Origin of the sequence: Flexivirga sp., from assembly GCF_035551235.1 — a bacterium.
GTDB lineage: Bacteria > Actinomycetota > Actinomycetes > Actinomycetales > Dermatophilaceae > Flexivirga.
This window is the reverse complement of the sequence record NZ_DASZNO010000021.1, coordinates 347,901-361,308: the sequence shown is the minus strand read 5'-3', so window position 1 is coordinate 361,308 and position 13,408 is coordinate 347,901. Positions and strand designations below refer to the sequence as shown.

Sequence of the window (13,408 nt, the reverse complement as noted above, 5' to 3'; positions counted from 1 at the left end):
GGAGACGATGGTGGGAGAGCAGCAGGAACGAAAAGCCTTGGAACCTTTCGGTATCCGACTCGGCGAAGCGGTCGACGAGCATGGTCCGGTCTGCGTCGGCATCGACCCGCATGAGTCGTTGCTGGAGGAGTGGGGCCTGCCGCGCTCGGTGAAGGGCCTTCGGCAGTTCGCCGAGATCGCGGTGGAGGCGTTCGGCGGTGCTGCTGCGATCGTGAAGCCGCAGAGCGCGTTCTTCGAGCGTTTCGGAGCATGCGGTGTCGAGGTCCTGGAAGACGTGCTCGCGGGTTTGCGCGAGATGGGCACCCTGAGCCTGCTGGACGTGAAGCGGGGTGACATCGGGTCGACCATGGCGGCCTATGCGCAGGCCTACCTGGGCGATGACTCGCCGTTGCGTGCGGACGCGATCACTGTGAGTCCGTTCCTCGGATTCGGTTCTCTCGCACCGGCTTTCGACCTGGCCAAGCGCACCGGCCGCGGCGTTTTCGTACTCGCGATGACGTCCAACCCGGAGGGCGCCGGTGTGCAGCACGCAGTCTGGGAGCAGGAGACCGTCAGCGGCGCGATCATCGACGATGTCGCCGACGCCAACGCGCTTGCCCCCGCAGGCACGTTCGGTGACGTCGGTATGGTCGTCGGCGCCACCGTCGGCAAGGACATCGCCGAGCTCGGTCTCGCGCAGCGGCTCGCCCAGTCGCGCGCACCCCTGCTGGCTCCGGGGCTCGGCGCGCAGGGTGCCACGATCGGCGACATCGGTCGCGGCTTCGGCGCCGCGTCGTCGCTCGTCCTGCCGGCCACGTCGCGCGCGATCCTGAGCGCCGGACCGGACGTCGGCGAGCTGCGTGCGGCGCTGCGGAGCGTGCAGGAGGAAGCATCGAATCTCCGGCCGCAGGGAGTTCCCGGAAGCTGACTCCTTACTACGACGAGTAGTAGAATGGCGACGTTCGGATGACTGGGCATCGGCGCCCAGCGCATCGGGCTGAACGCGAAGGAGCCCCAGCTGATGATCGTTGTCGGATACGACGGTTCGAAGCAATCCGGTGCCGCGGTGCGATGGGCCGCACGGGCCGCGCAGCGCCGCCGGGAAGACCTGCAGGTGCTGACCGCGGTGCCGACGCCGGTGTTGCACACGGGTGAGTTCCTCCCGCCCGTGACCGCCGACGAATTCGCCGCCGAGGCAGCCAAGATCGCCGCAGCGGGGGTCGCCGTTGCCGAGGCGGAGGGTGCGCCCGACGTCGTAGGGCGCGGTGTCACCGCGAATCCGGCGCAGGCACTGGTCGAGGCATCGGCGGGCGCCTCGCTGGTCGTGGTCGGCAACCGCGGCCACCACGAGCTGATCGAGACCATGCTGGGGTCCGTTGGCCACGCCGTCTCGGCGCACGCCGAATGCCCGGCAGTCATCGTCCGGGGTCCCGATGCCGGTTGCCTGGTCCGGGTGGTGCTCGCGTATGACGGATCCGAGCCCGCCGAGCGGGCCGCTGTCTTCGCCGCCGACACCGCGCACAGCGCCGGCGCGTCGTTGCACATCGTCGGAGCGTGGAGCGACCCGGCGATGACCTACGGCCTGCCCGTCGTCGGCGACGCCAAGGAGATCGCCGAGGACGTCCACAAGGAGTTGCAGGCCATCCGGGAGAGCGTGCTGGCACGTCACCCGGACCTGACGGTGACCACCGAGGTGACTCGGGGTGAGGCCCCGGTGCAGATCGCCCGGATCGCCACCGGTGCGGGCCTGCTCGTCGTGGGCAGCCGTGGCCGCGGCGGCTTCCGCTCGCTCCTGCTCGGCTCGGTCAGTCGCCGGCTGCTCGCGAGCGCGCCGTGCCCCGTCGCGGTGGTCCGCTGACCCAGCGCTGACCAACCGCTGGCCGGCTGCTGCTGTCAGCGGCGGCCGAACAGGAAGTATGCCGCGGGCAGCACGCCGACGGAGTTCACCACCGGAAGTGCACTGGCCCACAACCATTTCGGGCCGCGCACCGCGTCCGCCGGGCGTCGCGACAGGTCGACGAGTGCCACGGTTTTGGCAGCGGTGTCGATGGCGGACGCGGCGACGAGCAGCTTGCGCTGCATCGGCGTGAGGGCGTGCCACTTCTGCTTGAGCCTGCCGGAGGGACGCGTGTCGATCGTCTCGGTGCTCACTGCCGATCCCCTCGTTCCTCGGGTGTCGGCATTCGCCCTGAGCCCGTTGGTCGCTCGCTGCGCTCGCTCATGCCGATCCCCTCGTTCCTCGGGTATCGGCATTCGCCCTGAGCCCGTTGGTCGCTCGCTGCGCTCGCTCATCGCCCCAGCCTATTGCCGGAAGCGGTGTCGCCGTACGGCCTCGGGCATCCAACCTCGGAGGCGACCCCTCGTTGCCGAACCGCGCCGGGAGTCGCTAGGTTCGCTGGGTGCGGGTAGATCAGGGAGGCTCGTTCCGCACCTCGCAGAGACCTCTTCACAACTGAGACACGCCAGGAGTAAGACACGTGGCCCTACCGCAATTGACGCCGGAGCAGCGCGCTGAGGCACTCGCCAAGGCTGCGGCCGCACGGCGAGAACGCGCGGAGGTGAAGAACCGCCTGAAGTACGCGCAAGGCTCTCTTCGCGAGGTCATCGAGGCGGGCAAGGACAACGAGGTCATCGGCAAGATGAAGGTGTCCGCGCTCCTGGAGTCGCTGCCCGGTGTCGGGCGGGTGCGCGCCCGGCAGATCATGACCGAGATCGGGATCGCCGAGACCCGGCGGGTTCGCGGGCTGGGCGCCAACCAGGTGCACCGGCTGCTGGAGCATTTCGAACAGACGGGTGCCTCGTGACGGAGGCGGCCGCCAAGAATTGCGCTCCGCTGGTCGTGCTGGCGGGGCCGACCGCTGTGGGCAAGGGCACCGTCTCGGCATACATCCGGGAGCACTATCCCGAGGTGTGGCTGTCGGTGTCGGCGACCACACGTCCGGCCCGGCCGGGGGAGATCGACGGCAAGCACTACCACTTCATCAGCCAGGAGCGTTTCGACGCGATGGTCGCCGACGGCGAGTTCCTCGAGCATGCGGTCGTCCACGGCAGGGCCAGCTACGGTACGCCGCGCGGGCCGGTCAGCAAGGCCGCGCAGGAGGGGAAGCTGCCGCTGCTGGAGATCGACCTGCAGGGCGCGCGCCAGGTGCGCGAGCAACTGCCCGAGGCCTACTTCGTCTTCCTGGAGCCGCCGAGCTGGGACGAACTCGTGCGCCGGCTGGTCGGCAGAGGCACCGAGAGCGAGGCCGAACGCGAGGTGCGGCTGGCGACCGCGCGGCGTGAACTCGCCGCGAAACCGGAGTTCGACACCACCATCGTGAACGACGATGTGCAGCGAGCAGCAGAAGAACTCGTACACTTGATGCAGCAGCACATCTGCGCCACCTCCTGACGGCGCGTGCGCGACCCGAGTAACACCTCAGCAACACCTCAGTAACACCCACCAACAAGAAGTGAGATTTTCTTCGTGTCTGGCACCAAGGCTGCCCCCGAGGGCATCACCAACCCGCCGATCGATGACCTGCTGAAGGTCGCCGACTCCAAGTACGCCCTGGTCATCTACTCGGCCAAGCGGGCCCGGCAGATCAACGCCTACTACTCGCAGCTGTCCGAGGGCCTGCTGGAGTATGTCGGGCCGCTCGTCGAGAGCCAGGTCAACGACAAGCCGCTGTCGGTGTCGCTGCGCGAGATCAACGAGGGCCTGCTGTCCATCGAAACGGTCGAGGCCTAAGAGCCACCCTTCATGCGCATCGTTCTCGGCGTCAGCGGGGGCATCGCCGCTTACAAGGCATGCCTGCTGCTGCGCCGGTTCACCGAAGCGGGTCACGACGTCACCGTGATCCCGACGGCGGCCGCGCTGCGGTTCGTCGGCGCCCCGACCTGGGCCGCCCTGTCCGGTAAGCCGGTCGCCGATGACGTCTGGACCGACGTCGAGCACGTCCCGCACGTCCGGATCGGCAAGGCCGCGGACCTCGTCGTCGTCGCGCCCGCGACGACCGACCTGATCGCGAAGGCCGCCCACGGGCTGGCCGATGACCTGCTGACCAACACCCTGCTGACCGCGCGCTGCCCGATCGTCTTCGCTCCGGCGATGCACACCGAGATGTGGCAGCACCCCGCGACCGTCGCCAATGTCGCGACGCTGCGTGAGCGCGGGGTGCACGTGATGGATCCCGACTCGGGACGGCTGACCGGCGTCGACACCGGTCCGGGCCGGTTGCGCGAGCCGGAGGAGATCGCGTCATACGCCCTCGGCCTGGTGCAGGGCGACGAAGCCTCGACGCCGGGTCCGCTGGCCGGACGTCATGTCGTGGTCTCCGCCGGTGGCACCCACGAGCCGATCGATCCGGTCCGGTTCATCGGCAACCGCTCCAGCGGTAAGCAGGGCTACGCCCTCGCCTCGGTCGCTGCCGAGCGCGGTGCCCGCGTCACGCTGGTCAGCGCGAACGCTTCGCTGTCGGCGCCTGCGGGCGTCGACATCGTGCCGGTCGAGACGACGCTCGAGCTGCAGCAGGCCGTGATGAAGGCCGGCGTGGACGCCGACGCGATCGTGATGGCTGCCGCGCCCGCTGACTACCGGTCCGCGGCATACACCGACCACAAGATCAAGAAGACCGACGGCGGGGACGACCTGACCCTGCGACTGGTCGAGAACCCCGACATCGTCAAGGGGCTGGTCGCCGAGCGCGGCGCCTCGACACGTCCGGTCATCGTCAGCTTCGCGGCGGAGACCGGTGACGCGGGCGGCTCCGTCATGGACCACGCCCGTGCGAAATTCGCTCGCAAGGGCAGCGACATCCAGGTGGTCAACGAGGTCGGGCCGGGCGTGACGTTCGGCCAGGACCGGGCCGCCATACACATCCTCACGCGTGCCGGCGGTCCCGTTCCGGAAGACACCCAGGTCGGCCCGGCCGACAAGGTCACGCTCGCACACGCCGTGTGGGATGCCGTCCAGCAGCACCTCGACAACGTTTAGACTCCGGGTGGCCCGCCGAGTGGTCGGGCCAGCCAGCAGCCGCTGCACACCAAGAAGGAGCAACCTGTGGCCCGTCTCTTCACCTCGGAATCGGTTACCGAGGGACACCCCGACAAGATCTGCGACCAGATCAGTGACTCGATCCTGGACGCCATGCTCGCCGACGACCCGAAATCCCGCGTCGCCGTCGAGACGATGGTGACCACCGGTCTGGTGCACGTTGCCGGCGAGGTGACGACCGACAGCTACGTTCCGATCGCCAAGCTGGTCCGCGACACGATCAAGGAGATCGGCTACGACTCGTCGCTCAAGGGCTTCGACGGCAACTCCTGCGGTGTGTCCATCTCGATCGGCGAGCAGTCCCAGGACATCGCCCAGGGTGTCGACACCGCGCACGAGCACCGCGCCGAGGGCGGCACCGACGCCAAGGACAGCCAGGGTGCCGGCGACCAGGGCCTGATGTTCGGCTACGCGTGCTCCGACACCGCCGAGCTGATGCCGCTGCCGATCTTCCTGGCGCACCGCCTCTCCGAGCGGCTGACCAGCGTGCGCAAGAGCGGCGAGCTGGCCTACCTGCGCCCGGACGGCAAGACCCAGGTCACCATCGCGTATGACGGCGAGAAGGCCGTCAGCCTCGACACCGTCGTGCTCTCGACGCAGCACGCCGACAACATCTCGCTGGAGGGCATGCTCGAGCCCGACATCGACACCCACGTCATCAAGCCGGTGCTCGAGGAGCTCGCCGCCTCCGGCAACCCCCTGGACACCTCGAACTACCGCAAGCTGATCAACCCGACCGGCAAGTTCGTCATCGGTGGCCCGATGGGCGACGCCGGCCTGACCGGCCGCAAGATCATCGTCGACACCTACGGCGGCATGGCCCGCCACGGCGGCGGCGCGTTCTCCGGCAAGGACCCGTCGAAGGTGGACCGCTCGGCGGCATACGCCATGCGCTGGGTCGCCAAGAACGTCGTCGCGGCCGGGCTCGCCGACCGTTGCGAGGTGCAGGTTGCCTACGCCATCGGCAAGGCGCAGCCGGTCGGTCTGTATGTCGAGACCTTCGGCACCGAGAAGAAGCCGCTGGAGAAGATCCAGAACGCCATCACCACGGTCTTCGACCTGCGGCCCGCCGCGATCGTCGAGGAGCTGGACCTGCTGCGGCCGATCTACAAGCCGACCGCCGCCTACGGTCACTTCGGCCGCACCAAGGCCGACGGTGTCGAGAACGCCTTCACCTGGGAGCGCACCGACAAGGTCGAGGACCTGCGCCGGAGCATTTGATCGCTCCGACTCATCCCACAACAACAGGAACGCCCGCCGAACTCTTTCGGCGGGCGTTCCTGTGGTTGCGTCCTTAAGTGCCGACGGTCGGTATGTCGGGACGGGTGTTGCGCTGGATCGTGTCCTTAAGTGGCAACGGTTGCGGGTTGGGGACGAGTGTTGCGCTGGATCGTGTCCTTAAGTGGCAACGGTTGCGGGTTGGGGACGAGTGTGCGCGGGTATGGCGATCGCGCTGTCCGGGGCATCGCGTATAAACAGGGCATGCGTTCGTCCGACCGGCCCACTGATCCGTCGGCGGACGCATCCGGCACGACACACCACGGGAACGACCACACCAACGACCACACCAACGATGACCCGCCCCGTCCCGCGACGCCGGAGCAGCTGCACCTCTTGCACGCCGCAGCGCCCAGGGTCACCAGGGAGCGGGTCCAGGCGGAGCCGGTCACGTCCACGGTCCCGTTACCGGTGGCGCGGGTGGTGCTCGACGTCGGGCTGGCACACCTGGACCGCGAGTTCGAATACGCGGTCCCCGAGAAGCTCGCCGACGCGGCCCGACCCGGTGTGCGGATCAAGGCGCGCTTCGCTGGCAAGGACGTCTCGGGCTACATCGTCGCGCGGGTGGCCGAGCCGGAGCACACCGGCAGGCTGACACCGCTGCGCAGGGTGGTCAGTCCTGAGCCGGTGCTGACGCCATACGTGCTCGACGCCTGCCGCGCGGTCGCCGATCACTACGCCGGGCCGCTCGCCGACGTGCTGCGGCTCGCGGTGCCGCCACGGCATGCCGCCGCCGAGAAGGCACTGGACGCCAAGCCGGTGCCCGCCTTCGAGCGCCCGGGCGCTCCGCAGGGCACTGTCTGGCAGCGCTATCCCGCCGGAGACGCGTTCCTGCGTCGGTTGTCCGGTGGCGACGACCCCGCAGCGTCCTGGCTGGCAGCACCGACCGTCGACCCGGACAACGACTGGCCGGCCGCGCTCGCACAGGCCGCGCACGCCACGTTGCACGGCGGTCGCGGCGCGCTGCTCGTCGTGCCGGACCATCGGGACCTCGACCGCCTCGATGCCGCACTCACCGCGGAGCTGGGCGAGGGGCGGCACGTCCGGCTCACCGCCGAGCAGGGCCCGCAGGCGCGCTACACCGCATGGCTGAAGGTGCTGCGCGGACACGTCCGCTGTGTCATCGGCACCCGCGCCGCCGCCTGGGCGCCCGTGCGTGACCTCGGGCTGCTCGCGAGCTGGGACGACGGGGACGACCTGCTGGCCGAGCCGCGCTCGCCATACCCGCAGACGCGGGAGGTGCTGCGCCTGCGCGCGGCACGCGAGCAGGCCGCGCTGTTGCTCGGCGGGTTCGTCCGGTCGGTGCCCGTCCAGCGCTGGCTCGAGGACGGCGTGGTCCGACCGGTGCAGACACGCACCGCCCCCGGATCGGTGCCGCGGGTGATCGTCGCCGGTGACGAGCGCGAGGTCGAGCGCGCCGGCGCCGCCGCCCACGCGCACCTGCCGCCGGTCGCCTGGTCGACGGCGCGCGCGGCGCTGGAGCAGGGGCCGGTGCTGGTGCAGGTCCCGCGTCGCGGCTACCTGCCGACACTGCGCTGTGGGCAGTGCCGTGAGGTCGCCCGCTGCGAGCACTGTCATGGGCCGATGGGCCTGCCGGCTCCCACCTCGCCGCCGGTATGCCGGTGGTGTGGCCGCGCCGCCGAGCCGTGGCGCTGCCCGGAGTGTTACAGCACCCGGTTGCACGCCGCCGTCGTCGGCGCACGGCGCACCGCGGAGGAGTTGGGGCGCGCGTTCCCCGGCGCCCCTGTCCTGCGCTCGGGCGCCGGCGAGATCGTCGCGTCGGTCAGCTCGACCCCGCAGCTGGTCATTGCCACCCCCGGGGCCGAGCCGATCGCCGAATTCGGTTATGCCGCAACGCTGTTGCTCGACGGCTGGGCGCTGCTGGATCGCGCCGCCCTGGACGCGGGGGAGGAGACCTACCGTCGCTGGACGGCGGCCGCAGCGTTGACCCGACCCGCGTCACACGGTGGCGCAGTGGTCGTCTGCGGTGTCTCGTCGGGGGTGACACTGCCCCCTGTGGAAGCGCTGGTGCGCTGGGCGCCGGACACCTTCGCCGAACGCGAACTGGCCGCCCGGCGCGAGCTGGACCTGCCGCCGTCGTCGTGGATTGTGCTCCTGACCGGGGACGCCGCAGACCTGGACGCGTTCAGCACCGCCGCCCGCCAGGCGCTGGACGACTCGGTGCCCCTGGAGCGCATCGGTCCGATGCCGAACCCCGGTGGCGAGGGCACGAGCATGCTGCTGCGTGCCCCGCGCGCCCACGCGCCGGCGGTGACCAGGGCCATCGCGGCGGCACGCGGCATCCGCAGCGCCCGCAAGCTGCCGGGCACCGTGACCGTTCGCGTCGATCCCAGCGGCGCTCTGCTTTGATTCACCCCACGGATCGTCGCGCGCCTCGGCGCCGTTAGTCTCTGCGTGGTGAGCCAGCAGCAGACAACGACCTCCGACGAGGCCACCGACGAGCCCGATCTGAACCCGTCTCCCGTCGACGCTGTCGTCTTCGACCTGGGCAATGTGCTGATCGAGTGGGACCCCGAGCCGGCGATCGCCGCGGGCGTGGGCGAGGAACGCGCGCAGAAGTTCCTCACCAGCGGCGAGTTCGATTTCGGTGCCTGGAACCACGCACAGGATGCGGGTCGCACCTTCGCCGAGGCCGAGCAGGAAGCCACCGCGGCATACCCGCACCTCGCCGACGAAATCCGTTCGTACCGCGAGAATTTCGCCAAGTCGATGCGCGGACCCATCGAGGGGACGGTGGCGATCCTCAAGCAGCTGCACGCGGCTGAGATCCCGCTGATCGCGTTGACCAACTGGTCCGCGGAGACTTTCCCTGCTGCGGTCGAGACCTTCGACTTCCTCGAGCTCTTCGAGGACATCATCGTGTCCGGCGAGGAGGGCGTGGCCAAGCCCGATCCCGAGATCTTCGAGGAGCTGGAGGACCGGATCCGCCACCTGGGCAGTCTCGACGACTGCATTTTCATCGACGACAAGCTCGCCAACGTCCAGGCGGCCACCGCAGCCGGCATGGACGCGATCGCGTTCACCACCCCCGAGGAACTGCGCGCCGATCTGCTGGTGCGTGGCCTGCCGGTGGAGCAGTAGGCCGGCGCCATGTCGATCACCCCCATCCGCCTGTATGGCGACCCCGTCCTGCGCACTCCCGCAGCGCGGGTCACGACCTTCGACAAGGAACTGCGCACGCTGGTCCAGGACCTGACCGACACCATGATGGATGCGCCGGGCGCCGGCCTGGCCGCACCGCAGCTGGGCGTCGGACTGCGCGTCTTCACCTATTACGTGGACGGTCAGCTCGGTCACCTGGTCAACCCCGATCTCGACCTCTCCGGTGAGATCGAGGTCGACGAGGAGGGCTGCCTGTCGATCCCGGCCTTCTCCTGGCCGACGCCGCGCTCACTGTCGGTGGTGGCCCGCGGGTTCGACATGTATGGCGAACCGGTCACGGTCGAGGGCAGTCACCTGCTGGCCCGGTGCATCCAGCACGAGACAGATCACCTGGACGGGATCCTCTTCATCGACCGGCTCGACAAGGAGCAGCGCATGCTGGCGCTGAAGGAGATCCGCAGCGCCGAGTGGGCCGGGCTGCCCGGCCCGATAGTCCGCGACAGCCCGCACGCCAACCCGACCTACGGAGCCTGAGATGCGCGTCGTCTTCGCCGGCACACCGGAAGTCGCGTTGCCGAGTCTGCGCGCGATCGCCGCATCCGAGCACGAGATCGTCGGCGTCGTCACCCGTCCCGATGCACCCGCTGGCCGCGGCCGGTCGCTCAAGGCGTCGCCGGTCGGCCTACTGGGGGAGGAACTCGGTGTGCCGGTGCTGAAACCGCGCTCGGCCAAACAGCCCGGATTCGCCGACGAACTGGCCGCATTGGCGCCCGACGTGTGCCCGGTCGTCGCCTATGGCTCGCTCGTGCCACGACCGGTGCTCGACGTCCCGCATCATGGCTGGGTCAACCTGCACTTCTCACTCCTGCCCGCTTGGCGCGGAGCCGCCCCCGTGCAGCACGCGATCCTGCACGGCGACGAGGTCACCGGTGCCACGGCGTTCCTGCTCGAGGAGGGCATGGACACCGGGCCGGTCCTCGGCACGATGACCGAGACGATCCGCCGGAGCGACACCAGCGGCGACCTGCTCGGCCGCCTGGCCGAAGCCGGCGCCGGATTGCTCGTGGCCGCACTCGACGGCCTCGCCGACGGCTCGATCACGCCGGTGCCACAGCCCGCGGAGGGCGTGTCGCTGGCGCCGAAGATCACCGTCGAAGATGCCCAAATCCGTTGGCAGGAGCCAGCATTCGCCATCGACCGGCGACAGCGGGCCTGCACGCCGGCGCCCGGAGCCTGGACGACCTTCCGCGACACGCGCCTGAAGGTGCTGAAGCTGGACCAGGACGTGCCCGGCGACATACGACCTGCCGCTGGTGCACTGCTGGCGACCAAACGCGCCGTGTACGTCGGCACCGGCACCACCCCCGTGCGGCTGGACACCGTGCAGCCCCATGGCAAGAAGGCCATGGCGGCGGCAGACTGGGCTCGCGGCGTCCGCGTCGCAGAAGGAGAAAATCTATCGTGAGCGACGGCGACCGAACCCGCGGCGGATACCGCGACGATCGTGGACGGCAACGTCCCGAGTCCCGGCGGGCCGGCGGCAAGAACCGCACGGCGACCCGTCCGGCGGATCGGCGACGTGGCGGCGACCCGGTGCGCAAGGTGGCCTGGGAGGTCAGCCGCGCGGTCGCCGACGGTGCCTACGCCAACCTCGAGCTGCCGAAGGCACTGCGCTCGGCGGACCTGCACGGCCGTGACGCGGCATTCGCCACCGAGCTGACGTATGGCGCCATCCGCATGCGCGGCCTCTACGACGCGATCATCGAGTTCGCCGCAGGACGACCCGCCCGACATATCGACCCGCCCGTGCTGGACACACTGCGCCTGGGCGCGCATCAGATCCTGGGCATGCGGGTGCCCTCGCATGCAGCCGCCTCCGAGACGGTCGCGCTGGCCCGGGAGGTCAACGGGACCGGCGCCTCCGGCTTCGTGAACGCCGTGCTGCGCCGGATCACCGAACGCACCCGCGAGGAGTGGATCCGTGAGGTGACGGCCGGGCGCCCCCGCGAGGACGCCCTGGCGGTGGAGCACTCCCACCCGGAGTGGATCGTGCGGGCGCTGCGTGGCGCGCTGCGCTCGGACGGGATCACCGACGAGACCGAGCTGGACGCGGCCCTGGAGGCTTTGCTGGAGGCCGACAACGCAGCGCCCACGGTGTCGCTGGTGGCCCGCCCGGGGCTCGCGACCGTGCAGGAACTCGTCGACGCGGGCGCCGAGCCGTCGACGTTGTCACCGGTCGGCGCCACTCTGCCCAGCGGGGATCCGGCCGACATACCGGCCGTGCGGGAGACACGTGCGGCGGTGCAGGACGAGGGGTCCCAACTGGTCGCGCTGGCGCTCGCAGCAGCGCCGGGAAGCGTCGAGGGGCCGCGCGACTGGCTCGACCTGTGCGCCGGGCCGGGCGGGAAAGCCGCTCTGCTGGCTGCACTTTCGGCACAACAGCCGGACGTCACACTGTTCGTCAACGAGATCAGTGAGCACCGCACGGACCTGGTGCGCCGGACACTGCGCGCGGCGCTGGATGCGGGCGTCGAGGTGATGATCGGCACCGGTGACGGGCGTGAGCTGGGTGCCGAGGAGCCGGAGGCCTACGAGCGCGTGCTGGTGGACGCACCATGCACCGGCCTCGGCGCGCTGCGCCGCCGGCCAGAGGCACGGTGGCGTCGCACTCCCGGTGACGTGACCGACCTGACCGCCATACAGGCCGAGCTGCTCAACTCCGCCCTCGACGCAACCGTCACCGGCGGGGTCGTCGCCTATGTCACCTGCAGCCCGCACGTGGCGGAGACGACCGCGGTCGTGCACGCGGTGACCAGCGGCCGCGACGACGTGACGGTGGAGGACGCACGGCCACTGTTCCGCGATGCGGCCGGTGAGCAGATCCGGCAGCTCAGCGACCGGCCGACGGTGCAGCTGTGGCCGCACGTCCACGGCACCGACGCCATGTTCCTCGCGCTGCTGCGAAAGACACCAAAAGCCGAAAACTGAACAACCTCAATGAATCTCGCTCACCAAGACCTTGGAGGAAGCGTGCAGATCGCACCGAGCATCCTGTCGGCCGACTTCGCCAACCTCGAGCGCGACCTGCAGCGCATCGCCACCGCCGACTCGGCGCATGTCGATGTCATGGACTACCACTTCGTGCCCAACCTGACCCTGGGCCTACCGGTCGTCGAGGCGTTGCAACGGGTCACGCCGATCCCGCTGGACTGCCACCTGATGATCGACGACCCGGACCGCTGGGCGCCCGCCTACGCCGAAGCCGGTGCGGACAGCGTCACGTTCCACATCGAGGCCGCTGGTGACCCGCGGGCGCTGGTCAAGGATCTGCATGCCGCCGGCGCCCGAGCCTGTATGGCGCTGAAGCCCGGCACGAAGTTCGCGCCGTACGAGGAGTTGCTCGAGGTCGTCGACATGGTGCTGGTGATGACGGTCGAGCCCGGCTTCGGCGGGCAGAGCTTCATGGCCGACCAGCTGCCGAAGGTCCGCGAGGTGCGGGAGGCGATCACGCGTCGTGGGGGAGAGATCCGCATTCAGGTCGACGGTGGCGTCTCGGCGTCGACCATCGAGCAGTGCGCCGAAGCCGGGGCGGACGTATTCGTAGCAGGCTCAGCGGTTTACGGCGCTGATGACGCCGCAGCGGCGATCGGGCAGCTGCGCGAACTCGCGACGGCCTGCGCCGGTCATTGAGGGAGCGAGAGCACCTTTCGCGACGTTCGTTCGTCCCCCTTCGAGCCGCCCGCTCGTTCCTCACGGGCTCCTCAGGGCACAGCTCACGAACTCCTCGAGGAGCTTGACCGGCGTTTGAATGCTTGACCGGCCGTGTCATAATCGTCTCGAACGTGCTCCGGGGTCGGTGAAATTCCGAGCCGGCGGTGATAGTCCGCGACCCGACTGCCAGTGGCAGCCGGTTGACCTGGTGGAACTCCAGGACCGACGGTTAAAGTCCGGATGGGAGGCAGCACGGGGGGTGTGCCGTTGGCACACCTCCGC

The 13,408-nt window shown here is 69.8% G+C and carries 14 protein-coding genes and 1 riboswitch; of the genes, 13 read left to right on the top strand and 1 reads right to left on the bottom strand.

All coding sequences use genetic code 11. The annotated features are described in order from the left end of the window. The first annotated feature begins 7 nt into the window (after positions 1–7). On the top strand, positions 8–907 hold the full coding sequence (pyrF, locus tag VG502_RS06915) for an orotidine-5'-phosphate decarboxylase (RefSeq protein ID WP_414655710.1): 900 nt from the start codon (positions 8–10) through the stop codon (positions 905–907). Between the two features lie 93 nt (positions 908–1,000). Beyond that, positions 1,001–1,837, top strand: a complete 837-nt coding sequence (locus VG502_RS06910) for a universal stress protein (protein ID WP_325549290.1) — start codon at positions 1,001–1,003, stop codon at positions 1,835–1,837. Positions 1,838–1,872: 35 nt separating this feature from the next. Here the strand turns inward: VG502_RS06910 and VG502_RS06905 are convergent, their stop codons facing one another. Beyond that, positions 1,873–2,130 carry a hypothetical protein gene (locus VG502_RS06905; protein WP_325549289.1) on the bottom strand — a complete coding sequence of 86 codons (258 nt, stop codon included), beginning with the start codon at positions 2,128–2,130 and terminating at the stop codon, positions 1,873–1,875. Positions 2,131–2,456: 326 nt separating this feature from the next. Between VG502_RS06905 and mihF the strand changes: the two genes are divergently transcribed. The 11 genes from mihF to rpe all read left to right on the top strand — a co-directional run bounded on the left by mihF (position 2,457) and on the right by rpe (position 13,105). Next, positions 2,457–2,783 (top strand): integration host factor, actinobacterial type, encoded by a 327-nt coding sequence (gene mihF, locus VG502_RS06900; protein ID WP_325549288.1) that lies wholly within the window; start codon positions 2,457–2,459, stop codon positions 2,781–2,783. Further along, a complete protein-coding gene (gene gmk, locus VG502_RS06895; protein ID WP_325549287.1) occupies positions 2,780–3,370 on the top strand; it encodes a guanylate kinase in 591 nt (196 codons plus the stop codon). The genes mihF and gmk overlap by 4 nt, the downstream gene beginning before the upstream one ends. 75 nt (positions 3,371–3,445) lie before the next feature. After that, complete coding sequence (gene rpoZ, locus VG502_RS06890) at positions 3,446–3,709, top strand: DNA-directed RNA polymerase subunit omega (protein WP_325549286.1); 264 nt, start codon at positions 3,446–3,448, stop codon at positions 3,707–3,709. A gap of 12 nt (positions 3,710–3,721) precedes the next feature. After that, positions 3,722–4,954, top strand: a complete 1,233-nt coding sequence (coaBC, locus tag VG502_RS06885; protein WP_325549285.1) for a bifunctional phosphopantothenoylcysteine decarboxylase/phosphopantothenate--cysteine ligase CoaBC — start codon at positions 3,722–3,724, stop codon at positions 4,952–4,954. Between the two features lie 66 nt (positions 4,955–5,020). Further along, complete coding sequence (gene metK, locus VG502_RS06880; RefSeq protein WP_325549284.1) at positions 5,021–6,235, top strand: methionine adenosyltransferase; 1,215 nt, start codon at positions 5,021–5,023, stop codon at positions 6,233–6,235. A gap of 261 nt (positions 6,236–6,496) precedes the next feature. Further along, the gene (locus tag VG502_RS06875) at positions 6,497–8,662 is read left to right on the top strand and encodes a primosomal protein N' (protein WP_325549283.1); all 2,166 of its coding nucleotides are present in this window, start codon (positions 6,497–6,499) and stop codon (positions 8,660–8,662) included. A 48-nt stretch (positions 8,663–8,710) separates the two neighbouring features. Continuing rightward, positions 8,711–9,394 (top strand): HAD family hydrolase, encoded by a 684-nt coding sequence (locus VG502_RS06870; RefSeq protein ID WP_325549282.1) that lies wholly within the window; start codon positions 8,711–8,713, stop codon positions 9,392–9,394. 9 nt (positions 9,395–9,403) lie between these two features. Continuing rightward, entirely contained in the window at positions 9,404–9,949 is a 546-nt protein-coding gene (gene def / locus VG502_RS06865; RefSeq protein WP_325549281.1) for a peptide deformylase, read from the top strand. Position 9,950: 1 nt separating this feature from the next. Next, positions 9,951–10,880 (top strand): methionyl-tRNA formyltransferase, encoded by a 930-nt coding sequence (fmt, locus tag VG502_RS06860; RefSeq protein ID WP_325549280.1) that lies wholly within the window; start codon positions 9,951–9,953, stop codon positions 10,878–10,880. Beyond that, positions 10,874–12,403, top strand: coding sequence for an RsmB/NOP family class I SAM-dependent RNA methyltransferase (locus tag VG502_RS06855; RefSeq protein WP_414655713.1), 1,530 nt, complete (start codon positions 10,874–10,876; stop codon positions 12,401–12,403). The genes fmt and VG502_RS06855 overlap by 7 nt, the downstream gene beginning before the upstream one ends. 42 nt (positions 12,404–12,445) lie before the next feature. Next, positions 12,446–13,105, top strand: coding sequence for a ribulose-phosphate 3-epimerase (rpe, locus tag VG502_RS06850; protein WP_325549278.1), 660 nt, complete (start codon positions 12,446–12,448; stop codon positions 13,103–13,105). 149 nt (positions 13,106–13,254) lie between these two features. Beyond that, a riboswitch (FMN riboswitch) is annotated at positions 13,255–13,383 on the top strand. Positions 13,384–13,408 lie beyond the last annotated feature (25 nt).